Genomic DNA, 26,701 nt, shown 5'->3' on the forward strand with positions numbered 1-26,701 from the left:
CTCCAAAATGTATCGAATTTGCTGCCTAAGGTGAGCATCAACGTTGAATTGGGTTTGACGTTGATGCGCCTTCTGCGTCATTAACTGTTTATTGGTAAAGCGGGAAGCGCTGGCATAGCGTCTTCACTTGTTTGCGAACTTGTTGTTCCACATCCGGGTTACCTTCAGGGCTTTCAACTAAGCCATCCAGCACGTCGCCAATCCACTCACCAATGAGTTTAAATTCTTCACGACCGAAACCACGGCTGGTTCCAGCGGGCGTACCTAAACGAATGCCCGAAGTAATCATAGGCTTCTCTTCATCAAAAGGGATGCCATTTTTGTTACATGTGATTCCCGCGCGCTCCAGTGCTTGTTCGACCACGTTGCCTTTCAATCCTTTCGGACGCAGGTCAACCAGCATCAGGTGCGTGTCGGTTCCGCCAGTCACAATGTCACAGCCGCGAGTTTGCAATACTTCGGCCAGAACTTTTGCGTTCTCGATCACCGAATCAATATAACTTGAGAACTCAGGGCCTAGCGCTTCACCAAATGCAACCGCTTTTGCTGCGATGACGTGCATCAGTGGGCCACCTTGCAGGCCGGGGAATACAGCCGAGTTGATCTTCTTAATGATCTCTTCGTGGTTGGTCAGAATCATGCCGCCGCGTGGGCCGCGCAGGGTTTTGTGTGTGGTGGTGGTCACGACATGGGCGTGTGGCAGCGGGCTTGGATGAGCGCCCGTGGCAACCAAACCGGCGATGTGCGCCATATCAACCATCAACAGTGCGCCGACTTCGTCAGCGATGTCGCGGAATTTTTTGAAATCAATGATGCGTGGAATGGCTGAGCCACCGGCAATAATCAGCTTTGGTTGGCTTTCCAGCGCCAGTTTGCGTACGTCGTCGTAGTTGATTTCCAACGTTGCGCGGTCGACACCGTACTGCACGGCGTTAAACCATTTGCCCGATAAAGCAGGGCGCGCGCCGTGCGTTAGGTGGCCGCCAGCGTCCAGCGACATCCCCATGATGGTGTCGCCCGGTTGTAGCAGCGCCAGCATCACTGCGCCGTTCGCTTGTGCGCCAGAGTGCGGTTGAACGTTGGCATATTCGCAGCCAAACAGTGACTTTGCGCGTTCGATGGCAATGGCTTCAACGCTGTCGACGTGCTCACAGCCGCCATAGTAACGACGACCCGGATAGCCTTCCGCGTATTTGTTAGTCAGGCAGGTGCCTTGGGCTTGCATGACGGCTTTCGACACAATGTTTTCGGAAGCAATCAGTTCGATTTGTTCGTTTTGACGGGTGTATTCGGCTTGAATGCCGGCAAATACCGCATCGTCCGTAGCCGCGAGGTTCGTGGAGAAGAAGCTCTCCAGGCTGTGATTTTGGTAAGCTTTGTTCACGTTTGCGTTCATGGTAGATGACCTTCCCATAATCTGACGAGCGTTTGAGCGTCTTGCGGCTCGTCGGTCCTTCTTCTTCGATTCTGCCAAAGCAAAATCGTGCATGTGTTGGTTGTTCCTTAATCACGGCTATCGGTTCAATCGCGGGTGAGCCACTGAGGTGACTCGTGGTGATTGCACCGATAACTGACCCCAAAAACAGGGTCCAAACCCGCAGCCAAATGTTAAATCCTTGCCACTTGAACGCGGTAACTTGCATCTCTTCATCTAACAAGGACGTAACATACTCCCTGTGATATGAACAATCAATCAAAAATTTCCTATAGGAAACACGGTTTCGGTTTTTGCTACCTAAAGCACGCTTTATTTCCGATTGTGCTCTTTAATCACTCTGTCGCTTCGTGCAACAATGTTTTTTACGACAGGAAGAATAAATATTCGAGGGAAAGCATGTCAGAAGACATTTATGATGAGTACCCATCATTGACGCTCGCCAAGGAATCCGGCGACCAAACGATCGAACCGCTTAAACTCGGCCAGCGCATTAAAGACATTCGCGCCAAGCTTGGCATCACGCTGGAAGAGGCCAGTCAACGCACGGGGTTGGCTCGTTCCACACTCAGCAAAATCGAAAATGAACAGATCTCACCAACGTTTCAAGCCATGCAGAAACTGGCGCATGGTTTGCAAATTGATATGCCTCAACTCTTTGAGCCACCTAAAAAAATTATGGCAAGCGGCCGTCGTGATGTGACCAAGAAAGGGCAGGGTAAACCGCATCCAACCCAAACTTATGAGCATGAATTGCTGGCTACGCAACTGTCGAATAAAAAGATGATGCCGTTTAAAAGCCGAGTTCGAGCACGTGCATTTGAAGAGTATGGTGACTGGGTTCGCCATGACGGTGAAGAGTTCCTGTTGATCCTTGAAGGCGAGGTGATGTTCTACAGTGAGTTCTATGAACCGGTGCTGCTGGCCGAAGGTGACAGTGTGTATTATGACGCCAATATGGGCCACATGTTGGTCTCGGTGAGTGAGGACGATGCGCTGATCTTGTGGGTCACGGCCAAATAAAGTGAAAAACTAAAAAATTTCCTATAGTGAAAGCAACCGTTTGCTTTTTGTTGCGAATTGAAGAAAAATGCGCCGCAATGATGAGAATGTCGTCAGTGCGGCGTTTTTCTTTTACCGCTTTAAATGTGATTGAGTTGTTAATTATGACGATTCTCACTGTTTTGAACTTGTTAATCCGCTAAAACAAGGGCATCTTTGTTCACTATTGGAAACATGGTTTCCTGATGCGCACTTTTGCGACAGTTTTTGCTAAACACTAGCGGCTACACTCAAAAGACGGAGTCTGGCTTAATGGAGAAGAAAATGACTCAAGAACATGCGACACAAGAACTCCTGATCACACCATTGCACGCGCTTCACGTGGAAGTTGGCGCAAAAATGGTGCCTTTTGCGGGGTACGACATGCCGGTGCAATACGCCTTGGGCGTGAAGAAAGAGCACTTGCACACACGCGAAGCGGCGGGTCTGTTTGACGTTTCACACATGGGTCAGCTTCGTCTGCACGGTGAAGGGGCGGCTGCCGCACTGGAAACGCTTGTTCCGGTTGATGTGGTTGATTTAGCGGAAGGCAAACAACGTTATGCATTCTTCACCAACGAGCAAGGTGGCATCCTGGATGACCTGATGGTTGCGAACTTGGGCGATCACCTGTTTGTGGTGGTGAACGCGGCCTGTAAAGACCAAGACATCAATCACCTGCAGGCGCATTTGCCATCAGGTGTCGAGCTGGAAATCATTGACGACCGCGCGCTGCTAGCGCTGCAAGGCCCGAAAGCGGCTGACGTGCTGGCTCGCCTGCAACCTGCGGTCGCGGATATGCTGTTTATGGATATCCAGCAAGTGCAAATCGATGGCATCGACTGCATCGTAAGCCGCAGTGGTTACACCGGCGAAGATGGTTACGAAATCTCAGTCCCAGCTGACCAAGCCGAAGCGTTGGCTCGCACCTTGACGGCGTTTGAAGAAGTGGAGTGGATCGGCCTCGGCGCGCGTGACTCGCTGCGTCTGGAGTGTGGCCTGTGTCTGTATGGTCACGATTTGGATGAAACCACCACACCGGTTGAAGCCAGCCTGCTGTGGGCAATTCAGCCAGTTCGTCGCACGGGCGGCGCGCGTGAAGGTGGTTTCCCAGGTGCGGATATCATTCTGTCGCAAATCGCGACAAAAGATGTGTCGCGCAAACGTGTAGGTCTGGTTGGTCAAACCAAAGCGCCTGTGCGTGAAGGCACCGAACTGTTTGATGCCGATGGCGCAAAAATTGGTCTCGTGACCAGCGGCACTGCTGGTCCAACTGCGGGAATTCCGGTTTCTATGGCGTATGTGCGTGCCGACTTAGCGGCCATTGGCACGGAAGTGTTTGCTGAAGTGCGCGGTAAAATGCTGCCGATGCTGGTGGAAAAAATGCCGTTTGTACCGCAACGTTACTACCGCGGCTAAGCGATTGAATTTGCGACAACAGCTCCTTTTTAGGGGCTGTTTTTTTATTTATCATGCATACTTTTATTGACGCTTTGACTGGCGCGTAAGGCCAGTGTTGCTGAATGGTACGTATCAAGTACTATCTGAGCAGGTTTACTTTAAGGATATCGACATGACGACATGGAAGGCGTTGGCGGCGCTCACCAGTTTCTTTGCTGCTGTACCCGCATTGGCAGCCACGACGGACGTGACCACATACATCGTTAACGGCACCACGACCTCGGTGACGACGTATGACTCGTTTGTCAGCCTGTATTACGACCGCATTGAATACGATGGCGTCTATGGTGTCGGCAGTTATTGCGGCGGCACCATGCTGGATGCGACGCATGTGCTTACGGCCGCACACTGTATCTTTGATGGCTCCGGCAATTTAGATGAAAACTACAATTTGTTTACGGTGGTGGCGCAAACTGACAGTGAATCCGCCTTCCCGAACGGCAATATTGAAACCGTGCGAGCGTCTGAGTTCTATTATCATCCCGGGTATGAAGACTCCTCCACCAACCTGTGGCCGAATGACATTGCGATCATCAAGTTAGAATCGCCCCTGAACGTGATTGGCTATACCGATATCCCCAGTACTGAGACTTATCGCTTAGGAACCGATAACACAGATAATGATACCAACGACAATGTGTTTGAAGCCGTCGGCCATGGCAATACCAGTACCGGCACCGATGACAGTGACGACCTGCTGGTGACCGACATGAACTATGTCTCGAACGCGACGTGTCAGTTGGATTTGACTGCGCTGACCAGCAAACAGATCTGTTTTGGTGGTGATACCAGCGTGACCACGGGGCTGGACAACGGCACCTGTCAGGGCGACTCGGGTGGCCCCATTTATTGGAATGACAGCGGTACATTAAAACAAGTGGGCATTGTCAGTTTTGGCCCCACCACGTGCGGCAACCCGTGGACCATGTCCAACGCCGATGCAGTATTTACCGAAGTGGTTGACTACACCAGTTGGATCAACAGCGTGCTGGCTGGCAGCGAAACGCCAGATTTTGTGGCCACGGATGACAAACGGGTTGCTTATCTCAATGGAACGACAACATCCGACAGTGGCGGCGGCGGTTCGCTGAACATAGTGAGCTTTGGTGCATTATTGGTCCTGGGATTGTGGCGTGCGCGTCGGGTTAAGCGGCTTCACTCAAAATCGTATTGCGGCCCTGTTCTTTCGCCATATACAACAAACGGTCGGCGTGTTTGATTGCGGCATCCACCGATTCGGTGACGGGCCAAACACCGCCTGAAATCGTCACTTTCGGCGCTTGTACATACAGCGCCACATCCTCGCGAATCCGGTCAAAAATACGCACAGCTTGTTCGGCAGAGTCAGTTTTGATCACCACCACGAACTCTTCACCGCCAAAACGAAACGCATAATCCGATAAGCGAATGCGGCTTTTGATCACAGAGGCCACGCGCTTAATCACTTGATCGCCAATGTCATGGCCATATTTATCGTTCACCAACTTGAAGTGATCGATATCCAGAATACACAAATGATACCGGTGATGCGCTTTGAGCTGACGACTGACTTTTTTCAAATAGTGGCGATTGTGCAGCCCGGAAAGCTCGTCGGTGAAGGTGATTTTCGTCAGTTCCTGTTTGTCTTTGCGAATGCGATACAGGTAGAGGCTCACGCCCGCTGTGATGCTGCCGAACATCAAAATCAAGTAGAAGTAGGGCGGAACCAGTTCATGGTTATCGACCACTTTGACCAAGTAGGTTTTGCCGTCATTCAGCAGATCGAGTTTGCGGTAGATAAAGCTAAAATCATCGTATTCAAATAAACCGGCAAAGCGGTTAGAGCGTTGTAAATCCTGCCATACATGGGGCAAGCTATCGCTCAAATTGCTCAGGCTGTCGATTCCGGTATGAGAGCTGGAATAGACGGTGCCGAGCTGATTGATGAGCAGGATGTTGTCGCCGCCAATTTCAGAAAATTCATTGAGATCGATCTCCAACACCAGATACCCGATGTGGCGCTGATGGCGATAGATGGCCTTAAACTCGGTGAATACGCCCCATTGCGGTGAGAGCAGCAGTTGCGTTTTCTGGCGATTGAGGCTGCTGCTGTAAAACCGGTTGTAAGTGGTGATCCAACGTTGGTAGCGATACCCCACGGGCGGCGTCTTCGCCACGATCGTCATGGATTTGATCAAGGATTGGGTGGCGAGCAACTGATTGGCGAGATCTAAAAACGGCGCTGGATCGTCAAAATAACGGGTGGCAATGTGCGAGTCACCGATGGCGAGGAAGCTCGACGCCAGGTTGCGTTTGAGGATCAGGGTATTTTCTAACGTTTTGAGTTGCGCGGCGAAGTCGGATTCTTTGTCAGATTTTACGTAGCGCATCGGCGTATTAATCAGGAACACGATGACGAGCGTAAACAGAAGGCATTTAACCTCCAGTTGAAAGGATGATGAGCTGGATATTGGGGTTTGATTGAGGATCATGCGCCTGAAACACTTCCGTATGTTTCGGCGATATTATGGAGCAATCTCACTAAAATCCAGTCACTTAGATGAAGGATTTATGAACATCGCTTTGAATCAGAGCGAGTTCACATCGTGTGGTTTAACCAGTGGTGAGGTTGCTAGACAGTGTGTAACGGCTGGCACTGGCAAGCGACAGTGGTTTCGAGAACCAGTAGCCCTGCAAATAGGACGCGCCCATTGCACGAAACTTCCTAAACATGTCGCTGTTCTCAATGCCTTCAATCACGATGTCGACGCCTTTGCTACGACTGAGCTGAATGATGAAGCTCAGGTACTCTTCGGAGGCTTGGTTGGTCAAGGTTTTTGTGGCCATAGAACGATCGATTTTAATTTGATTCAACGGCAAATCGAAAAAGCTGTGAATGGAGCTAAAGCCGGTGCCAAAATCATCCAAAGAGAGCTGAAAGCCCATTTTGCTCAGGGTTTCCAATTGATTGAGCGCATTCTTGTTGCCATCCAAAATCACGGTTTCCGTCAGTTCTAACACGATGGATTGAGGATCAATGCCCGCTTCACTGGCCATCATTTTGATGTTGGAAGGGAAGGTGCTATTGAGCAGTTGCAACACCGAAACGTTGATGTTGACGCGAATGTTCACGCCGTTGACTTTGTTGTAGCGACTGATGAATTCACACGCTTTTTCAAAGACTTGATAACCCAAGTCGGTAATTAACCCCTTCTCTTCGGCCACGGGAATGAATTCGTCGGGGAAAATTTCGCCAAACTCTTTGGAACGCCAACGTACCAGCGCTTCAAAGCTCGATACTTGGCCGCTTTGTGCATTCAAAATGGGTTGGAATTTGACGGAGAGTGAACGCGATTGCAGCGCTTCTTTGAGCCCGCGCTCGATATAGAAGAAGCGATCAACTGCACGCTGCGTTTTGCCGTTGTAGATTTCAATCCGCGAGCGCTTTTTCTCACCAGCGTACTGACAAGTGCGTGAGGCAATATTGATGATCTGCTCGGCGCTGTACGCATTTGAAAATTCAGGATAGACGCCGATGCTCATGCTGTCGCCAAACAAGTGCCCATGTTCTTGCGCTGATTTTGCGTAGCGATCCAAGATGTCGTGACACAACGCGGTCAGCGCGTCATGGCTGATGTTCTGACTCAGCAATAGGGCAAAGTCATCGGAGCGAACGCGATAGAATTCGGTGTCAGGATTGGTCACGCTGTTTAGCGCGGAGATCAAATGGTGCAAAATGTGCTGCACCACTTCCGTACCGTATTGGTTCAAGTAGGATTTGATGTCGTCAATTTGGATGTAAAGCAAGGTGCCCGACTTTTGGTCGTCGAGTTTAATTTGATCAATATCTTTGAGCAGTTTGGTCGCGTTGGCTAAGCCTGAAACGTTATCGTAAAACGCCGCCTGATTGAGATAAGACTCCATCAACTTCTGATCAGAGATATCCCGATGGCTGCCAACCATAAACGTTTCGCCATCCCGCTGGCAGGTGACGGCGGTGCCTTCAATCCAAACATACTGCCCATTGCTTTTACGTGCTCGGTACTGCGCGGTGGCTCGGCCGATACTCGCAACATGGTGATGCACCCGCGCTTCCAGATCCTCACGATCCTGCGGGTGAACGACAGTGAACCACTCATTCAAAGTGATTGTGGAAGCATTGAAACCAAATTGTTGATAAAAGCCAGGGTTGTAAAATGTCATACAGCCCTGCTCATCCATGTGAAAAATCCCCTCGCTGAATACGTCAAAGATATGCATCAAACGTTTTTGATAGACGTCTGAAAACATATTGATCACGTCTGCGGGTTTTTCCTGCGTCAATGACATATCAATGCACCTAGCTCTACTGAACCATACGGATTCTGAGCACTAAAGTTAAAGCAACAACGTTAAAAAATAAAAGGCGTTGATAACAAAGTTATTAATTTAATTTTCTTTTAGGCGTCAACTATATCTTTTATGAAAGAATGTCTCAATTATGAAATTCCATGTAAATGATAAGCGTGCGTACACCCATACTTTTCAACACATTGAATATCTATTGAGAATGATTTGTGTTAGTCGACTATGTTGAAGCACAAAAAAAGCGGCTTACAAGCCGCTAATCTAATCCATATGAGTGGTGGAGTGCCAGTCTTCGTGAACGATTTATCGATCCCAGTAGGTTTCTTCTAGGCTGTCTTCCCGTTCAGGCAGCGCACGTGACAGACGTGGCGAGTGCTGCGTTAACACTTCGTAGCTGACGCGGTTGGCATATTTGCACACTTGCGATAGCGACGAGTAGGTCAAATAGTGTCGATCGTGCTTGGCCGAATTGGGTACATTGCGCAGGTGGTAGCTGTTGGCCGCCATGTCGTGCAGCAATGCCGACAACGCGCCATCGCCAGCACCGTTGGTGTTTTTGATCTCTAAGGGGCCGCCAAGGTATGGGCCGATGTGAGAATAAACACGCAGTGGCTGCTCGCAGTCTTGCTGGCGCATTGCGCGGCTGAATTCGTATTTGTTGAACTCAGCAATATTGCCCGGCAGCAGCGGCAGTTCGGTTTCGCGTTTAGCGGCTTCATCGACATAACCGGCCATGTATAGGCCAACTGGGCCAGCGGTACACAACACCAAATCGACCCATTCGAGTGCTTTATCGGCAGCCAGAAGCGGATCTTTTTCGCCGGTCAGCGCTTCACCTTCTTCTTCATTCATCGCCAAAACGGTGACGTGTTCTTTGAGGTAGTCTTGCCACCATGTTTCATTGCCTTCGATCACGTACTTCGTGCCAAGCGTGAGTACCACCGGCACCGATTTCGCTTTGGCAATTTCAATGGCGCGTTGTACGGCTTGAGGTATCGGATCGTTTGGCTTACCGCGCATCAGATATGAAGAGACCACCAAAGCGGACGCCTTGTCGAATACGTCTTCAGGAATGCTTTCAGGATGCAACTGGTTCATGTGACCTTCGTTGATCGCAAAAGTACGTTCACCATTTTCAGAAATGAGGGTGTAACAACGGCCAATTGGGCCATCCACGGTTTGAAGATGGTTGAGGTTCATGCGTGACGACGTGCGGCACAAATAGCGATACGCGTAAGAGCCAACTTCGACGTTTTTTGACATCACGCCGAGTAGGACCGATTTGCTGTCCGCCAGCACGGAATAGTTGTGCAGGGTATTGCCAATGGTGTCACCCGGGTATTGGTGTGTGATCAAATTCCGTTCGACCAGTTCTTGGTAAAGCGCGTCGGCTTGACTCTCTTCCAGTACCAGAGAATGTCCTTTACTCAGGCTGTATTTGTCTAAGAATGCATTATCCACGCGCGCTTCAATATCAACGATGGTCTGACCGACACCGACGATCGTAGGGCGATGGAGTAGTGGGGTTTGTTGGATTTGGTTGACCAACGGATCACGGGCGTGCGTCGGAAAATAATGCTTAGATTTGCGCTGTCCAGGAAACTTCATGTGTTAAGTGGGCATTGTGAAAGAATTTTCGCGGATGATATCACAAAAATTTATGCAAAGTTTCATTTTAACGACATAAAAAAGCGACTCAGAACGAGTCGCGGGCATTCATGATGTGCGCTATTTCTCAGCAGTCGCGGGGAAGGCGTTGTAAGCCTTTGTTCCCCAAAGCGGTACAGTCGACAGGCTGTGCTTGAAACTGCCTTCGGTTTCTTTGGTGGTGTATGAGAGGTAGAGCAGCGTTTGGTTCTCAGCATCGTAGATGCGGCGTACTTTCATGGTTTTGAAGAAAATACTCTTTGATTTCTTAAAGACCACTTCACCCGATTTGCTCTTATCAATCTGCGCGATCATTTCTGGCGTAATGTCGCCAGTTTGACGGCAAGAGATGGAGCTGTCGCTTGGATCTGCAAAGCTCAGATTCGCTTCAATGGAAGCGATGTGACATGTCACACCCGTGACCACATCATCTTTGAGCGAGCCAATCTTAATATCTTTCATGGTAAACATACCCAAGCTGACGTCGCCCACTTCGGAGTTATCACACCCGGCAAGGGCAAGCGCGCTTAAAGAAATTACGGCTAATTTCTTGATCATTTTATTATTCCAACTGTTCACGTTGAGTCCATGATAGCAGTATGTTACGAGAAAGACAGAACCGAATTGTGGTAGACTCTAGGTTTTCGGTGCTGTGACACGATTTCGCCTGCGTGCGATCATCGCCATCTGCACCTGATATTTTGCTAACGATAAGAAGTACGCCTTATGACACCGTCATCTCATGCGATTGTTGAAATCAAAAATCAGTGGCTCTGGAGCCAAGTTGATGTCGAGTATCCGACACCGGAAAGCCTCAAGGGGCGTGCGCTCTATCAAGCTCACACCGCATCTCGCCAGGTTCAACCCTTTGCCAGCCAACTGCAGGATTCAGCGGCACTGGATGACATCTTTCTAGTCGATTTTCACCGCCTGACCATCATGTTTGCACTGCTACAAGCGGCGCAGATGGAGACGGAAGCTGAGCAAAATTTGCTGGTCGAATTCTTCACCCAAATTATCTTTTCTGAGCCTTGCTCGCTGTATGTCGGGTTTGAAAACTCACAGCCAGTGGCGGCCGCGATCGTCACCGCACACGACGACAACGTGTTGGTGTCGGATATCGCACTGAATACCAATCAAACCTACGCCGATGCCCCTCAGTTTGCCGCGGCCGTGCTGGCGAAGTGGTGCCAAGCCCATGCGTTCGATGGCGAGGCGTTCCTCGAAGTATAAACGTCAATAATGTTGCAGCTTTAAGACAGCTTAGGCTACTCACGTTCAGAAAAGTGATGTTGGTTGGGAAATTGTTTTTCACCATGTGAGAACGGTTTCATTTCCTTCGTTGTGTTATTTCGTCGTGATTGTATGCGTATACACTGCTCGAAAAGGGGGAGCGTATATGACTAACAAAAAAACAAACTGCGTTATTTTTGACTGTGAAGGGACGTTGGTTGACAGCGAGCGTCTTTGTTGCGAAGCCCTTGTTCGAATATTCAATGAGTTAGATGCAAATCTGACGGTGGACGATGTCGCGGATACCTTCGAGGGGGGCAAGATTGCGGACATTCTGACCGCCACATTAGAGCTGGCATCCATGACTGCGGATTTAGATGTTTTGGAAGCGCGCTACCGCGATGTGTTGGATACACTGTTCGCTCATGAACTGAAACCAATGGATGGCGTGTTACCTCTGCTGGAGACGTTGACGCGTCACAATGTAGAGTTCTGCGTGGCCTCAAATGCGCCGCGCAATAAAATTGAAACCACGCTGCAGTTGGCCGGCTTGCTGCCGTATTTCAATGGCAAAGTCTTTTCGGCGTTTGAAGCCAACAGTTGGAAACCTGAACCGGATTTGATTCGCTATTGTGCGATGAATATGGGCTTCATGTTGGATGAGTGCGTGTATGTGGATGACACCGCAAAAGGGGTGGAAGCGGGTGTGCAAGCGGGCGTGACCACGTATCAGTTGGAACCGTTGAGCCCGGCCAACCGCACCACGCACGACGACGTGGTGATCCTCAGTAGATTAGAACAACTCACGGACTATGTCTGTTAAGCGAATACGACGTGTCAGCGAACAGAGCGACTCGGTGAATACATCGGTTCGTTGAACACATCGGTTTGTTGAACACTAATAAACGCCGCGCTAGCTTAGTGCATGGTTGGGCGAAGCGAGTGCGTGCGATGTAATGCAGATGAATGATGCAGCAGCATCAATTGCAGTTGAATGCTTTTCAGATGGTCGGTTTTAAATCCGCACTGACCGCAGATAAACTTTTCCCCATCCTCCGACATCAGGTATTCGTCATGTTGGCATAGTGGACAGCAATCGAGCGATAAAGCATCGGTATGGTTTGATTTTGTCATAATGAACTTACTCAGCAGCGATAAAAGCGTGAATGTTGACCCTTATGGATGAAGCCTTGGCTGCTCGCCGGTGGCGCCATGATGTTGGGTTTCATTTGTTATGCTTCTAGAATAATCGGAATCATGAATCCGTACTGTTACAGTGTTGGGTTTTGTGCTGGTTTTGAGAGTGAATTCATAAATAAATCTGTCATCACACTGAAAAACAACATAGAAATTTATTCTATTTCTAAGGCTGATGGCACTTTTAAAATTCTGAATGAAAATCATACCGATTCTCAGTGGAAATGACCACATCGTTGAATGGGGGGGACTGAGATCGCAGCGTGGTGGTATAGCACTCTCCGCACCGACGATTTCGGTATATGCTTTGTGAAGTGATGAGGTTTCGATTGAACTCGATGAGAGGAGAGTACGATGGATAAGCAGGCATTCTGCATGGTTTTGACCACCACCAATCGTCCGGAGAACGCGCAGCAAATCACACATAGCCTGCTGTCAAAACAACTGGCGGCGTGCGTGCAGTCCATGCCAATTCAAAGTCATTATTTGTGGAATGGCGAAGTATGCTGTGATGCCGAAATTTTGCTGATCATCAAAACGCGCCGAGCGTGTTATGCCGACCTTGAACAGGAAATCGCACAGCTGCATTGTTATGAAGTGCCACAAATTGTCCAAGTGCCGATTGTCGATGGCTTCAATCCATATCTGACATGGATTGAGCAAAATACACCGACGACAGAAACCCGGTAGCAGGCGAGTCACCCGAACCGATCAGGTCGCGCACACAAATCGAGGCGCTCAAGCACATCGAATCATCCAAATAAAAAAGGAGCCTCAGCTCCTTTTTCTATGCGCGTTCTATGCGTGCGATTTTCTATACCATACGAGGTATAACCGGTTAAGCCACGGAGAAGCGCTGCGGTTGCATTCGGCACTGCACGCTCATCACGCACAACGCGGTGATCGCTCCCAGTGTGTCGCACAGCATGTCTTTTTGAGCATCCCAAATGTCGCCTTGTGATCCCAAAAACGCGATGCCTTCCTCGCCGCCCGCCAAATCGGCATACCACCATTCGATGATTTCATAGCCAGCGGCAATACTCATGATGCAAAACAGCGCAAACGCTCCTGCGATCCAGCGGTTCGCGAGTTGGCGGCGAATGAGATATTCCGCGATGGGGTAAGCATATAAGCCGATCGCAAAGTGTGCGACGCGGTCAAAATTATTACGCTCAGAGCCAATCAGTTGGTTGAACCAGTCAAACGGGACTTCTGCGAATGTGTATTTCGCGCCAATGGTATGTAGGGTTAACCAAATAAACATCAGCAGGTAGGCCGTTTTACTTAACGTTTGATGGGTGGATGTCCACCAAATCCCAACCAAAATCAGTACGGCGGGCAGAATTTCAGCGATCCATACCGCGCGTGACGATGGGGCAATGGCCGAGAACACAAAGACCACAGCGTAGGCGAGCGTAAAGCCAATCAAACTTTTGGGAAAATTCATTGGGTGATCAATCCTTTTTTAAGTGCTGAGTCTATGGTGCCACTATTATGAACGCTGTTCAATTGTGTTTTTACGCGGGAAAGTCATCTGACGTAAACGTTTACTGTTGAAATTGGCGTGGTTCGCTCAGATTCAACGCATTCAAAACCGATCATTTCATTAAAGTTTGATTTACCCCATAGTGACTTTTAAAATCCCGCGTTCAATTCTCATAACAAAAAAGTAAAGTCATGAAACTGGACACTGTCGATTATCTTGCTCCGGATGCTGCCGAGCAATTTGTAAAGTCACTGCGCGAAACGGGCTTTGGTGTACTCAAAAACCACCCGATTCCCAAAGAGCTGGTTGAATCCATCTACGAAAATTGGTACCAATTTTTTACCTCCGCACGTAAAAATGAGTTCCAGTTTAACGTCGATACACAAGACGGTTATTTCCCTCCCAGCGTCTCGGAAGTGGCGAAAGGTCACACCGTGAAAGACATCAAAGAATACTTTCACGTTTATCCTTGGGGGCAGATCCCGCAAGAGCTGAAAGAACAGATTCTGGATTACTATGACCGCGCGAATGCATTTGCCGCAGAGCTATTGAGCTGGGTGGAAGCGCATGCTCCGGCAGACGTGCAGGCGCGTTTTTCGATTGCTCTGTCTGAGATGATCAATGGCAGTGAGAAAACCTTGCTGCGTGTGCTCCATTACCCGCCAATGAGTGGTGATGAAGAGCCAGGCGCAATCCGCGCGGCAGCGCATGAAGACATCAACCTGCTGACGGTGCTTCCTGCGTCGAACGAGCCGGGCTTGCAAGTGATGGGCAGCGATGGCAACTGGATCGATGTTCCTTGTGATTTTGGCAACTTGATCATCAACATCGGTGACATGCTGCAAGAGGCATCGGGCGGTTACTTCCCGTCGACCACGCACCGTGTGATTAACCCAAGTGGTGAGCGCCAAACTCAATCGCGCATTTCTCTGCCGCTGTTCCTGCACCCGAAGCCAGAAGTGGTGTTGTCTGAGCGTTACACAGCGCACAGCTACCTGATGGAACGTTTACGTGAACTGGGCGTGATTTAACCGCGCTCGGTTATCTACCTCAAGGCCAGCCACGTGCTGGCTTTTTTATTGTGTCAACGTTACATCAGAAACAGACGCTAGTTCAAAAACTTGCATCGTGAAACGGAGTGCGACTCGACAAATCGGTCAATTTGGATTTGAATTTAATGCAGGGATTGAAAAACGAGCATCGTATGTCTGATACACAACCGCTGAGCGCGACCTTCCAAACGTACATGGAAAATCCGCTGCTTTGGCCGATTCTGGAAGTGTTGAAACAACAGCCATCGGGCTGGAAAGTTCACACATTGGCCGCCCATTTGAGTGAACTTGAATTGGTGCCAGTACTCGATGATGCGCCAGAGAAAGACTTGTTTAAACGTAACTTTCTGATCATGAACGCGCTCTATCAGTTGCAGGAAATCTTGTATCCACAAAAATGGTTGCAAGTAGAAGCGATGGACATTGTGTTGATGCCGATGTTTCGCAATGCCAACCATGTTATCGACCCGGACGAGCCTTTGCGCGATTACTACACCAACTGGACCCATTATGAGGCCAGTGAAGGGGAAGTGAAGCGGCTATTGAATGAGTTTTGGACTCGTTATCGCCGGTTTGTCGGGGGGGAAACGGTCAGTCACCTCAATCGTCATGAGGCCTTGCGTTTGTTTGACTTACCGAGCGACGCAACATCGTTTGAGATTCGCAAAACATGGCGCAAACTGGCGCTGCGTTGGCATCCGGACCGTGACAATGGCAATGCCGAGCAGTTTCGTATTTTATGCGCTGCATGGAATGTGTTGCGTCAAGAGTATTAATTTGCTGATTTGAATACCAATAAAAACGCCCGCGACAAGGTCTGCGGGCGTTTTTATTGTTTCTCAGCGGCTCTAACGGCTCAGCGGCTCTCGCTTCTCAGCTTTTCGAGGGCACACGTTGGATGCGCTCACGCATCAAAGGCCAGCCGATTTCGCTGAGGCGTTTACGCTTTGAATTGCGATTTGCGCATGCGGTTCAATGCAGCCATGGCATCCAGAATGCGTGGCTTGGCCAGATCGCCGTGATTTGGCATCGCGGTGTACCAGTGTTCGGTGAGCATTTCTGCCATCTCTTTGGCTGGGTTTTTTGACCAACCTGGCAGCTGCGCCAACTGAAACCACAACCAACCAATCGCATTCACTTCAGACGCTGATTCCAACTGCTCTAGCGCCGAAATATCTGCAAACTCTTTCCCGAAGCGCAGCGCATCAACCCCTTTGGCGGAGACGCGGAACTTCCCTTCAACCAGCAGTTTTTGCAGCGCGGCACGGTTAAACGAGCGCGGAGGGAAGGTTGCCAGTGGCGTTTCACATTCGTTACGACGGGCCGTTGGGTGCTGAGCGATCACTTGCTGTGCTTTCTCGGTAACGTCGACGGCTTGGTAATCGTGCATTTGAATCACGGTGTCCGCCACATCCAGATAGTCGCCTGAGCCGCCCATGACCACCAAAGTTGAAATACCAAGTTCATCACGCAATTGACCGATACGGTCGACCAGCGGCGTGATGGGTTCATCGCCTTTGCTCACCAGCGCTTGCATGCGTTCGTCGCGAATCATGAAGTTGGTGGCAGAGGTATCTTCATCGATCAGCAGCGTGGTCGCGCCAGCTTCGATGGACTCTTGCAACCATGCCGCTTGCGATGTGGAGCCCGATGCGTCTTGCGTGCTGAAATCGCTGGTGTTTTTGCCCATGGGCAGGTGGTTGATGTAGTTAGCCAAATTCAGGTTGTGCACACAGCGACCATCTTCGGCACGAATCTTCATCGCATTGCCATCGGTCACGATGCGCTCACGGCCATCTCCCGGAATGTGGTTGTAAATTGAGCGTTCTAGCGCAGTCAACAGCGTTGATTTCCCGTGGAAACCGCCGCCCACAATTAAGGTGATGCCTCGACGGATCCCCAAACCACGAATCTCACCTTGGTTGGGGGTGGTCAGCGTCACTTCCAGTGCGCTTGGCGCAGTGAAAGGAACGGCGTCTTTCATCGGCAGGTCACAGTTACCGGCAAGGCGTGGTAGCACACTCCCGTTGGCAACAAACGCGACCAAGCCTTGGTCTGCCAGTTGATCGCGCAGTGCATCTTGATCTTCGATGATCTCACAGTGGTGGATCAGTGCGTCTTTATCCAGCTCACGCTCAATGGTGGCGCGGCGAATGAATTTTGGCATGTGGAACGTCAAGATATTCAGCGCTTTCTTGGCCAAAATATCACGCCCTTCTGCCGGCAGACTCATGCGAAAACGCAGTTCGATTCCGTCATTGGTGAACACCACGGAGGTGCTGTCGAGCACCGTCTGGCCACTGAGCGAAATGGAAATGGAGTTCTCTTGCTTGGCAAATTCAGCAAAGGAACGAGCGATAAAATCACGCGCCGCACGTTGGTAAGACGGCGATTTCTCGCGCAACCAATCAAGGCCGGTGAGCGACCAAGCGCGGGTCGCGCGAAGACGAGAGGCCGAAGCGTAAGGATCCGACTGAACGTGATCGATATACAGGGTGTAGTCACCAAAATCATATTGGCCTTTAATTTGCTGATACGCTCGGTAGTTCTGTTTTTCGAGTTTTTTCAGTATAGATGTTAATAGATCCATCTCGTTTATCGCTCATTGAGAAAGAGAAAAGGGGGCGATTATAGGGAGCGCCCACCAGAGAGTAAAGGGATGATAAGCAATTCAAAGCAGTGGGGAAACCTTTAATTGGCTTCGCCTTGCGTGCGCGAGGGGAACCGAGGCGAGCCGCGAAACTACTTTGATGCTAAGTGGGTGTTGCCGCCCAATTTGGCAAAGGAATAACTTTGATTGAGCATCACCAGTTCAAACTCTTCGGTTGGCAATGGGCGTCCGTACAGATACCCCTCTGCGATATCGCAGCCTTCTTCAATGAAAAACGTGTCTTGCTCTGGGGTGTCGACGCCTTCAACCCCAACTTGCAAATGCAGTTTCTGCGCAACGTGAATGACTGAACGCAGAATCTCTTCGTCTTCGTCGTTATGGGTGAGTTGTTGCACAAAGGTTTTGTCGAGTTTGATTGCATCAAATGGGTAATGTTTTAAGTGATGGAATGACGCAAATCCCGATCCAAACTCGCTCAGTGTGAGGTGAACCCCCAGTTGATGTAAGGCGCTGAGTGTGTTGCGCGCGACGACTTCATCGGACAACAAGGCATTTTCGTTGATCTCCAAATCAAGTTGCGCGGGCGGTACATCATGCGCGTTAAGCAAGGCTTCGATCTGTTGGGCCAACTGACCATTTTGTAGCTGACCCGTCGAAATTGCAGCGGTGAGTCGTAGCGAGGGGAAGGAGTGACGCCAGCGGCCGGCCATTTCAATGGTGTGGCGCAGCACAAAGTTACCCACTTCAAACATCAGCCCGTTTTGTTCGGCCATGTTGATGAGCGCTTCATGTGTGACGTCGCCCAGCAGTGGATGGCTCCAACGCAGGACGGTTTGCGCGCCTAACCAACGGCGTGAACGGGGATCCACTTTGGGTTGAAAATAGAGCGCTAAGTCATCATTTTGCAACGCCTGCAACAGGTAACTTTCCAGTGCATTGGCGGACGCCAATTGATCCGCGCTGGATTGAGAATGGTAGTGGAACTGATAGCCGGAATCTTTGCAGGCCAACATGGCTTCGGACGCAAAGTGGATCAGTTCTCCGGCATGAGCGGAGTCGGCATGGGTCGCAATGCCAATGTAGGCGTTGAGGTGAAAGCGTTCTTGCTCAAGTTGAAACTCGGCTTGATGAATGCCGACCAGCCGATGGCACAGTAGCTCCAAACTGTTCTCTAAGGATGGCGCTTTGACCAACAGCACCAAATCGTTGGCGGTGGGGCGCGCCGTGAGGATTTCAATGCCTTCAAAATGCCCAACGCGTTCGCGGTAGCGCTTCAGCACTTTCTCCCAGTTTTGATACCCCAAGCGCGATTGCAGATGACGGGCGTTGGCAAAGCCAACATACAGCAGTGCCAAATCGTGATCGCCACGCGTTAGTGCTTTGTCGACTTCACGCTCCAAACCGGAATGATTGAAGAAAGCGGTGCTGGTGTCGTGGTGCAATTGGAACGCGACTAACTGTTCCGCCGCTTTACGCTTGTCAATTTCCTGATTGAGGGAGTAGTTGAGGTCGGCTAAATCTTGGGTGCGAATTTGAATGCGCGCTTGCAGATCATCATTGAGCAGTTTGAGCTTCTGATGTTGGTAAATCACAGTGAGTTGCGATTCGAGCGAAACACGAAAACTTTGCAGCAGCTTGCGATACGTGGGCGTGAAGGCATTCGCTTTATTGTCCAGCACACAGATGGTGCCAAACAGGTCGCCATTGGGCCAACAGACCGGAATCCCGCAATAGGCCACCATGCCGTGAGAAATATCAGGGTTATGACGCCATTTCATGTCAGTTAAGGCATTTGGAATGAGTAGTTCTTGACGTGTTTTGGCCACTGTTTCGCAATACAGGCCTTGGCCGAGGGCTTCGGTGTCACCGCTGCGATACGGCTGTTTGACATTGGTGTTGGCGCAGAAAACTTCGATTTCTTCATCGTGCAGACGCATGATGAGTGCGGCAGGAACCTGGAGGATATCGGCCAACAGATTGACGATGGTTTGCCAGCCACTCAGCATCTCTTGAGGAACAGTTAATGACTGTGTATTGATTTTCGACATACAGCCCATCCTTTGAACGTCGGCGGAACCGCTGAGCGATCCGTGCTCAGCTTTCGTGCGCTGCGTTGTTGCAGCACGTATTTACAGTATATGAACGGGTTGGCAAATCGACAAAAAAAGTCCCGGCAAATGCACGGGACCTTCACAAATTGACAGAAATTGTCGCCGATTCGACATTCGGCTCTGGCGAAGCGTCTAAAAGCGTTCTAGGTCGACGTCAGCATCGTAATCGATGCCGTCAAAACCAAATCCATTCAAACGCAGGAACTCGGCTTTAAAGCCCGCGTAGTCGCCCATTTGTTGGAAGTTGCTGCCGTTCATTTCAGCAAGCACTTCACGCACGCGCTGTTGCGTGTCAGGGTTCAGTTCCCAGTCATCCATACGTACCAGACGTTCACCATCAACAGGCACGCTGGTGTGACTATAGAGTTTGTCACTGAACAAACGATGCATCTGCTCAATGCATCCTTCGTGTGTGCCTTTTTCTTTCATCACGCGGTACAGCGCCAACATGTATGGGCTTAAGCCGGGAATAAAGACGCTGGCTTTGGTGACCAAGGCTTTACACACGGTGGCGTAGGCGCCGCCGTCAAAGTTTGCCAGTTTCAGGTTGAGTGAATGGCTGGTTTGATGCAGGTCGATTTTTGCGCGGCCGAGCGTACCATCGAGATAGATCGGATGCGTGATTGATGGACCCACATACGAAAATGCGATGGTTTTACATCCTGGCGCGATGGACTCGTTGTTGATCAGCGTATCAATCCAGCTTTCCCAATCTTCACCCCCCATCACATGCAGCGTGCTGTCGATCTCTTCATCGTTAGCCGGTTCCAAGGTGGTGTCGACCCATGTGTCGTTTTCCAACACAATCGTCGCGCCAGAAACGGCGTCACCAATCGGTTTGATGGCGGAACGCCAGAACTCATCGCTGCCCGGTTTGCGGCGCATGCCACTGGCAATACTGTAAATCACCAGATCCACTTCACCTTCAAAGTAGGTTTCGATCGCTTCAACGACTTGTTCTCGCACGGCATCGGAAAACACATCGCCGTTGATGTTGACCGCGATGTGGCCTTCACGTTCTGCAAATTTCTTGAACGCCAGATTATTGAAATAGCCAGCGCTGCCCACCCCTTTCTCAGACGGGCCGCGTTCAAAAGAGACCCCAATCGTGTCGGCGTTGGCACCACCAAACGTGAGTGCAATGCGTGCCGCCAAACCAAAGCCAGAAGAGGCGCCGAGGATCAGAACGCGTTTGGGCCCCTGTGTGATCGGTTTTGCCGATTTAACGTACTCAATTTGTTGTAAAACCGCTTGTTCACAGCCAAGTGGATGAGCGGTGCGGGCCACTACACCCTGAATCACGGGCTCAATGCGCATTGATGATCACCTTTTAAACATTACAGTAGGGGGAGTGTTAACAATATCGTAAAGCTGCGTAAATTTTATTGAGCTAGACCATTAAAAACTGGGATTTTAAGCAGGGAAGGCCGATTCCGCATGGTGTGAACGCCGCGGAATCGGGGAAGAAAAGGTGAAAATAGGATCAGAGCAATGGCGCGAGTTGTTGAGCCATAAAGTCGGCGATCCAAGGTTGTGCTTCCGGTTTAGGGTGCAAACCATCGTTCATCATCCATTCGGGTTTAACGATGACTTGTTCCAGAAAAAACGGGATCAGCGGCACGGATTTTTCGTCAGACAGGGTGGGGTACAGTTGGGCGATCGCATCGCTGTAACGCTTGCCGTAATTGGGCGGAATGCGAATTTGCATCAGAATCACGTGACTCTTATTGGCCTGAATCTGGTCGATCATCGCGCGTAAATTGTTTTCGACCACTTTGGGAGGAAAGCCGCGTAAACCGTCATTGGCGCCCAGCTCGATCAACACGGTATCGGGTTGATGTTGTTTCAGCAGGGATGGCAAACGGTCAAGGCCATTGCCTGTGGTATCGCCGGAAATACTGCCGTTAACAACCGATACATTTTTGCCGTTTCCCGCCAACGCACTGCTGAGTAAACTGGGCCAAGCTTGCTCAATCGGCATCTGGTAGCCAGCGCTTAAACTATCGCCAAGTATTAAGAGTGTGTTACTACTAGCGCTAGCAGAAAAGAAAAGAACAAGAATCAAGGAAAGTCGTCTCATCATGCAAACACCTGTTATTTCAGCTCAATCGTTATCCAAAGTAGTCTCCACCAATCAGGAGCAATTAACAATCCTTAAAGAGGTGAATCTGCAGATTCATCAGGGGGAAAGCGTTGCCATCGTCGGTACCTCTGGCGCGGGCAAGTCCACGCTGATGACCCTGCTTGCCGGGTTAGATACGCCAAGCCACGGAGAAGTTCATCTGCTGGGCAAAGCGCTCTCCGCGTTGGATGACGAAGCGCGCGCGGCCATTCGCAGTGAATCGGTCGGGTTCGTGTTTCAGAGTTTTCTGTTGATCCCGAGCCTGTCGGCTTTGGAGAACGTGACGCTGCCCTGCTTGTTGAAAGGGGAAGCGGAAGATCGCGAGCGAGCGACTGCGCTGCTGACGTCTGTCGGATTGGAACATCGGATTCATCATTCGCCGAGCCAACTGTCCGGTGGCGAGCAACAACGCGTCGCCTTGGCGCGCGCATTCATGATTGGCCCGCAAGTGCTGTTTGCTGATGAGCCAACCGGTAACCTCGATCAAGAGACGGCGGCGAAAGTGATTGATCTGCTCTTTGAACTCAACGCGAAACATGGCACCACGCTGGTGCTCGTCACTCACGATCCAAAACTGGCAGCGCGTTGTGACCGTCGTTTTCACATGCAAGCGGGCATGCTGGAGGAGCGCACATGAGTCAGCATTCGGCCCCTGCGCTTAATCGACGTCTCATTCGTTGGAGTTTGAGCGAGATTCGTCACGGCCAGTTGTGGCCTATTTCTGTCGCGCTGACGCTGATCATCGCATGCGTGTTTGCGCTAACGGCGCTGGCTGGTCGCATGGAACAAGTGGTGGTGAAGCAGGGCAAAGATGCCTTAACTGCGGACAGTGTGTTCGTTTCTGCCAACCCGATTCCGCCCGCGCTGCAAGCGCTGACTGAGCAGCAAGCGTTGACCACATCCACCATGACCCGCTTTGCGACCATGGCCTTTAGCGACAACGGCATGCAGTTGGTGACGGTCAAAGCCGTCGATAGCCATTACCCGATTCGCGGTGAGATGCAGCTTTCCGACGGTCAAACCATCGTTAATCATCTTCAGCCCGGTCAACTGTGGCTCGATGAACGCATTTTTGCTCAGCTTGATGTCGCGATTGGAGAGAACGTGACGATTGGCGATGCCGACTTTACGGTGAGTGGACGTATTGTCGAAGAGCCGGGGCTGAGTTTTAACCCCTTTCAACAAATGCCGTCGGTGTTGATTCACCAACAGGACGTGGCCAAAACCGGTGCATTGCAAGTGGGAAGCCGAGTCAGTTACCGCTTGTTTATCAATGGGGAACCGGCGCAAATTGAGGCCTTGAAAAAAGCAACTGAACTGACGCCGAGCGACCGTTGGCGCGATCAAAACAGCGCCAGTCGCACCAACGAGGTGTTTGAACGCACTCAGCAATACCTTTCGTTGACCGTCGCCATCGTCATCATTATGGCCGCGACCACCTTAGTGCTGACGTGTCAGCATTATGTCTCTACGCGTCAACGCACCATTGCGATGCTCAAAAGTTTGGGCGCCAGCAAGCGTTGGATCTTCCGCTGGTTGGCTGTTCAAGTGTTGATGCTGCTGGGGTTTGCTGCCCTTGCTGGCATCGTGATTGGTGTGGGGCTGGAATATCTGCTGCGGGTGCCGCTGGTGGATCTGCTGCCCAATCCGCTGCCGGGTTATGGTTACAAACCGGTGATGGTTGCGTTGGCATCAAGCGTGTTGATTGCGGTGCCCGCGTTGGGCATTCCGCTGGGGCATCTGCTGAATGTGAATGCCGTGAGCGTGATGCAAGCGACGCAACAACAGCGTCGTCACCGCTGGAATGTGGCACTGATTCTGGTGCCGCTGGTGCCGATGCTGGCGGTGTACTGGCAAAACCGCTTGGTGTGGATTGTGCTCGCTGGCATCGTGGTGCTGTTTGTGGTCTTGGCGTTGCTGAGTGTGGCGGTGACCAAAGCCCTTGGCCGCCTGCCGTTGAACACCTCGATGAAACTGGCGCTGAGCCGCATCAATCGTTCGAGTGTCGCGACCGGTATTCAGTTTGGCGCGTTGTCGCTGTCGTTGATGCTTTTAGCCGTGATGTGGCTGGTGCGTACTGATCTGCTGTCGGATTGGCAACGCACATTGCCGCCGGATGCCGCGAATGCGTTTGCGCTGAATATTGCATCGTATGAAAAAGAGGCGTATCTCAAAACGCTCGATGATGCTGGCATTGAGCGCTCTCAGGCATTCCCAATCATTCGGGGTCGCTTGGCTGATATCAACGGTGTGGATGCCAAAACACGGACTCAGGGAGAAGAGGGCACTGATGCGTTACGCCGAGAGCTCAACTTCACATGGGGGGAAACGCTACCGAGCTACAACGAGGTGCTGGATGGTCAATGGACCACGCACGATGGGGTGTCGGTTGAAGAGGATGTGGCGCGCGATCTGGGCTTGAAGATTGGCGATACACTGACGTTTGTGATCAACAGTCAAAAGATTGAAGCGACGGTGAACACCATTCGCCACGTGGAATGGCGTGAAATGAAGCCGAATTTCTATTTCATCTTTACCCCAGATGTCATGAAAGACATCACCGGCAGCTGGCTGGTGAGCTTTCGGGTTGAACCCCAGCATGATGCGCTGCTCAACCAGCTGTCGCGTAACCACCCGACCGTAAGCTTGATGGATATCCGCTCGATGGGTGCGAAGATCCAAACCTTGCTGACGCAGATCGTTTGGTCGATCACCGTGTTGGCGGCATTGGGCGTGGTGGCTGGTATCTTGTTGATCTTCACGCTGCTGCGCTTGAGTTTGAGCCAGCGCCAGCAAGAGATTCAGCTCTATCGCACGCTGGGGGCGAGCCGTCGCCGCGTCACACGCACCATTTGGGCAGAGTACGGCTTAATGGCACTGATCGCAGGTTTGGTCGCGAGCCTCAGTGCGGACGCCGTGGTGGCAAGCGTGATGAAGTTTGGTTTTGAGCTCACGCCATCTGCGCATTTTGTGATGTGGTTGACGCTTCCTGTGGTGACGTTTTGCACACTTGCTGTGGTTGTGAGCAGTCTCATCAAACGGTTATTAGTTCCTATAAATAAAGCGTTTAATTAGACCTCACTTGAGTAATTAGTTTAGTTATCCACAAAAACAGTGGATAAAGTTTGGGATAACTCAGCCTGTTAATAACTCACAGTTTCGCGCCAGCCCCGTGCCGCCGTAGGATCCAGACCCTGCGTTATGCACAAGGGGCTGAAAACGCGGTTTTGGCAATAATGAGTCAAGCTTTTTTTTGCTTTTTTTGTCTTGATTTGTTCAGAGAGTGATCCAGCTCTATTGATGGGTAGTAACAAAAAAATTGACGACATAAATGAGTCGTTCTTGAATGAAGACCGCGTAAAAAATGTGATTTTCATAGCGTTTTACAAGCATTAGAATAAGCAGCGAATAAATGACGATCGGCAGCGACATGTTACAAACAACGCCAAATACCGTGTCACCCAGCGTCGCTATCATTGGTGGTGGTGTTGCGGGGGCGACCGCAGCAGTTCACATGAGTGAGTTAGGACTCAATGTGCTGCTGTTGGAAAAAGGGCCGGGTTTAGTCAATGGCCCTCCTATTTGTCACTTGCATGCAGGCGGCAACTTGTACCGCGAAATTTCTCAGCAGCAGTGCATCGAATTATTAAGACAGTCGATCGAAACCGTTCGGCTGTATCCTCATACGTTGAATAAACGCCCGACAGTGATTGCGGTGCCACATTCGGACCCGGGTCAACCGCAGGATATTTTGCCTCGGCTGGTGGCGATTCAAAGCGCATATCAGGCGCTGGTGAACGACGATCCTCGCAATGAGATTCTGGGCGCGCCGCAAGATTACTATCAAACGTTTGAACGTGCGGAACTGGAAGCGTTAGCAACCCAGACGCAGCCACACAACCCGACCACCATGGCGGAGTGGTTGATCCCGTTTGCGCAGCATGCGGATCTTTCCGCGCTGAAGTATCCGGTGGTTGCGGTGCAAGAGTACGGCTGGAGCGTGTTTCGCTTAGCGGCCAGCGCGGAACTGGTGCTGGCGTCGCTGAGTAACTGTCAGGTTTTGACCCACGCGACCTTGATTGCATCGGCGTTTGTGGATGGCCAGTGGCAACTGACGTATCAGGATGCCGACGGCCATCAACACCAGTTGGTGTGTGATTACTTGATCAACGCGTGCGGCTTTGAAACTGGAACCGTGGATGACATGACCCATTTCCAGCGTCAGCGATTGGTGGAGTTTAAGGCCGCTTACGTGACGCACTGGCCGCAATGTCAGCAGCAGTGGCCGGAAGTGATTTTCCATGGGCCACGCGGCACGCCGCAAGGTATGGCGCAGCTCACCCCGTATGCAGATGGTGTTTTCCAACTGCACGGCATGACGCAGGGCATCACGCTCTTTGATGATGGCTTGGTGGCGTCCAACGGCATGTCATCACAGCCAGAATTGCCCGAATACTTGACTCACAAGATCACGCAAGGCTGGCAAGCAGATGCGACGCGTGAGCGCACGCAGCGCGCCATTGAGCACATGAGTCAGTTTGTGCCCGCGTTTGCTCGAGCCGAAGTGGGCGGAAAGCCGCTGTTTGGCGCGCAGCAGATCCCGGGCGATGACGCCACGTTGCGAGCCGCTGATGTGACCTTTGAAGCCCATCATTATGCGCGCATTGAAGTGGTGAAAGGCTCCTCTGCACTTGAAGCGGCGAGAAAAATTGTCTCTGAGTGGCAACTGGCGGATGAAGATGCCGCAGCGTCCATTGAGGCGCAGCATCCAGTCAGCATGAGCCTGTCCGCAGCGCAGGTGGAGTGTAAAGCGTTGCAACTGGCGCAAGAACGTGGCTACCCAGTTGCGTTGGCGAAAGTGGTCGGCATGGCGTAGCTTTGCGAGACAAACGGTGAGAGATATATAAAAAGCCCCGATTAATCAGGGCTTTTTTGTCGATGTCATGCCGATGTCGCTGGGTGCCAGTCACCGTGAGCCG

At 50.9% G+C, this 26,701-nt stretch carries 22 protein-coding genes; 11 read left to right on the plus strand and 11 right to left on the minus strand.

Features of this window, described 5'->3' with window-relative positions; translation table 11 throughout:
- Positions 1-88: 88 nt before the first annotated feature.
- A complete protein-coding gene (locus tag ACF8PK_RS16780) occupies positions 89-1,396 on the minus strand; it encodes a serine hydroxymethyltransferase (RefSeq protein WP_004727771.1) in 1,308 nt (435 codons plus the stop codon).
- Positions 1,397-1,834: 438 nt separating this feature from the next.
- Between ACF8PK_RS16780 and ACF8PK_RS16785 the strand changes: the two genes are divergently transcribed.
- The 3 genes from ACF8PK_RS16785 (at position 1,835) to ACF8PK_RS16795 (ending at position 5,156) form a co-directional block, all read left to right on the plus strand.
- Complete coding sequence (locus ACF8PK_RS16785; RefSeq protein ID WP_004727772.1) at positions 1,835-2,458, plus strand: helix-turn-helix domain-containing protein; 624 nt, start codon at positions 1,835-1,837, stop codon at positions 2,456-2,458.
- A gap of 303 nt (positions 2,459-2,761) precedes the next feature.
- On the plus strand, positions 2,762-3,895 hold the full coding sequence (gene gcvT / locus ACF8PK_RS16790; RefSeq protein ID WP_392442534.1) for a glycine cleavage system aminomethyltransferase GcvT: 1,134 nt from the start codon (positions 2,762-2,764) through the stop codon (positions 3,893-3,895).
- A 154-nt stretch (positions 3,896-4,049) separates the two neighbouring features.
- Positions 4,050-5,156 (plus strand): S1 family peptidase, encoded by a 1,107-nt coding sequence (locus ACF8PK_RS16795; RefSeq protein WP_392442538.1) that lies wholly within the window; start codon positions 4,050-4,052, stop codon positions 5,154-5,156.
- Here ACF8PK_RS16795 and ACF8PK_RS16800 read toward each other — a convergent pair.
- The 4 genes from ACF8PK_RS16800 to ACF8PK_RS16815 all read right to left on the minus strand — a co-directional run bounded on the left by ACF8PK_RS16800 (position 5,083) and on the right by ACF8PK_RS16815 (position 10,468).
- Positions 5,083-6,306, minus strand: coding sequence for a diguanylate cyclase (locus tag ACF8PK_RS16800; protein ID WP_392442540.1), 1,224 nt, complete (start codon positions 6,304-6,306; stop codon positions 5,083-5,085). The genes ACF8PK_RS16795 and ACF8PK_RS16800 overlap by 74 nt on opposite strands.
- A gap of 223 nt (positions 6,307-6,529) precedes the next feature.
- Positions 6,530-8,245 carry a GGDEF domain-containing phosphodiesterase gene (locus ACF8PK_RS16805; protein ID WP_004727776.1) on the minus strand — a complete coding sequence of 572 codons (1,716 nt, stop codon included), beginning with the start codon at positions 8,243-8,245 and terminating at the stop codon, positions 6,530-6,532.
- Positions 8,246-8,566: 321 nt separating this feature from the next.
- Positions 8,567-9,871, minus strand: a complete 1,305-nt coding sequence (locus ACF8PK_RS16810; protein WP_392442544.1) for an inosine/guanosine kinase — start codon at positions 9,869-9,871, stop codon at positions 8,567-8,569.
- A gap of 120 nt (positions 9,872-9,991) precedes the next feature.
- On the minus strand, positions 9,992-10,468 hold the full coding sequence (locus tag ACF8PK_RS16815; RefSeq protein WP_014258119.1) for a CreA family protein: 477 nt from the start codon (positions 10,466-10,468) through the stop codon (positions 9,992-9,994).
- A gap of 168 nt (positions 10,469-10,636) precedes the next feature.
- Here ACF8PK_RS16815 and ACF8PK_RS16820 point away from each other — a divergent pair, with 168 nt between their 5' ends.
- Both ACF8PK_RS16820 and ACF8PK_RS16825 read left to right on the plus strand, forming a co-directional pair.
- Entirely contained in the window at positions 10,637-11,143 is a 507-nt protein-coding gene (locus tag ACF8PK_RS16820; protein ID WP_392442547.1) for a hypothetical protein, read from the plus strand.
- A 166-nt stretch (positions 11,144-11,309) separates the two neighbouring features.
- Complete coding sequence (locus tag ACF8PK_RS16825) at positions 11,310-11,966, plus strand: HAD family hydrolase (RefSeq protein ID WP_392442549.1); 657 nt, start codon at positions 11,310-11,312, stop codon at positions 11,964-11,966.
- A gap of 95 nt (positions 11,967-12,061) precedes the next feature.
- On the opposite strand, the gene ACF8PK_RS16830 is transcribed toward ACF8PK_RS16825, so the two are convergent.
- Entirely contained in the window at positions 12,062-12,277 is a 216-nt protein-coding gene (locus tag ACF8PK_RS16830; protein WP_038151933.1) for a hypothetical protein, read from the minus strand.
- 417 nt (positions 12,278-12,694) lie between these two features.
- On the opposite strand from ACF8PK_RS16830, the gene cutA reads away from it, so the two are divergent.
- Positions 12,695-13,030, plus strand: a complete 336-nt coding sequence (gene cutA, locus ACF8PK_RS16835) for a divalent-cation tolerance protein CutA (RefSeq protein WP_232659464.1) — start codon at positions 12,695-12,697, stop codon at positions 13,028-13,030.
- A gap of 148 nt (positions 13,031-13,178) precedes the next feature.
- Here the strand turns inward: cutA and ACF8PK_RS16840 are convergent, their stop codons facing one another.
- A complete protein-coding gene (locus ACF8PK_RS16840; RefSeq protein WP_158141465.1) occupies positions 13,179-13,787 on the minus strand; it encodes a DUF2238 domain-containing protein in 609 nt (202 codons plus the stop codon).
- A gap of 230 nt (positions 13,788-14,017) precedes the next feature.
- On the opposite strand from ACF8PK_RS16840, the gene ACF8PK_RS16845 reads away from it, so the two are divergent.
- Together ACF8PK_RS16845 and ACF8PK_RS16850 are read left to right on the plus strand one after the other, a co-directional pair.
- Complete coding sequence (locus tag ACF8PK_RS16845) at positions 14,018-14,857, plus strand: isopenicillin N synthase family oxygenase (protein WP_055465082.1); 840 nt, start codon at positions 14,018-14,020, stop codon at positions 14,855-14,857.
- A 173-nt stretch (positions 14,858-15,030) separates the two neighbouring features.
- Positions 15,031-15,654: a DNA-J related domain-containing protein gene (locus tag ACF8PK_RS16850; protein ID WP_143679472.1), complete on the plus strand. Its 624-nt coding sequence runs from the start codon at positions 15,031-15,033 to the stop codon at positions 15,652-15,654.
- A gap of 164 nt (positions 15,655-15,818) precedes the next feature.
- On the opposite strand, the gene ACF8PK_RS16855 is transcribed toward ACF8PK_RS16850, so the two are convergent.
- The 4 genes from ACF8PK_RS16855 to tesA form a co-directional block, all read right to left on the minus strand.
- Positions 15,819-17,468, minus strand: a complete 1,650-nt coding sequence (locus tag ACF8PK_RS16855) for a P-loop domain-containing protein (protein WP_392442554.1) — start codon at positions 17,466-17,468, stop codon at positions 15,819-15,821.
- Positions 17,469-17,620: 152 nt separating this feature from the next.
- Positions 17,621-19,537 carry a sensor domain-containing phosphodiesterase gene (locus ACF8PK_RS16860; protein ID WP_158108807.1) on the minus strand — a complete coding sequence of 639 codons (1,917 nt, stop codon included), beginning with the start codon at positions 19,535-19,537 and terminating at the stop codon, positions 17,621-17,623.
- Between the two features lie 195 nt (positions 19,538-19,732).
- The gene (fabV, locus tag ACF8PK_RS16865) at positions 19,733-20,917 is read right to left on the minus strand and encodes an enoyl-ACP reductase FabV (RefSeq protein ID WP_014258128.1); all 1,185 of its coding nucleotides are present in this window, start codon (positions 20,915-20,917) and stop codon (positions 19,733-19,735) included.
- 166 nt (positions 20,918-21,083) lie between these two features.
- Positions 21,084-21,683, minus strand: a complete 600-nt coding sequence (tesA, locus tag ACF8PK_RS16870; protein WP_154180038.1) for a multifunctional acyl-CoA thioesterase I/protease I/lysophospholipase L1 — start codon at positions 21,681-21,683, stop codon at positions 21,084-21,086.
- Here tesA and ACF8PK_RS16875 point away from each other — a divergent pair.
- From ACF8PK_RS16875 to ACF8PK_RS16885, 3 genes are all read left to right on the plus strand, one after another.
- On the plus strand, positions 21,682-22,359 hold the full coding sequence (locus ACF8PK_RS16875; protein ID WP_014258130.1) for an ABC transporter ATP-binding protein: 678 nt from the start codon (positions 21,682-21,684) through the stop codon (positions 22,357-22,359). The genes tesA and ACF8PK_RS16875 overlap by 2 nt on opposite strands.
- Positions 22,356-24,797 carry an ABC transporter permease gene (locus ACF8PK_RS16880; RefSeq protein WP_392442558.1) on the plus strand — a complete coding sequence of 814 codons (2,442 nt, stop codon included), beginning with the start codon at positions 22,356-22,358 and terminating at the stop codon, positions 24,795-24,797. Before ACF8PK_RS16875 ends, ACF8PK_RS16880 begins: the two co-directional genes overlap by 4 nt.
- A gap of 355 nt (positions 24,798-25,152) precedes the next feature.
- A complete protein-coding gene (locus ACF8PK_RS16885) occupies positions 25,153-26,598 on the plus strand; it encodes an FAD-dependent oxidoreductase (protein WP_392442763.1) in 1,446 nt (481 codons plus the stop codon).
- Positions 26,599-26,701: the final 103 nt, after the last annotated feature.

Source organism: Vibrio sp. CJQ_6 (assembly GCF_043106745.1).
In the GTDB taxonomy this organism is placed as follows: Bacteria; Pseudomonadota; Gammaproteobacteria; order Enterobacterales; family Vibrionaceae; genus Vibrio; species Vibrio furnissii.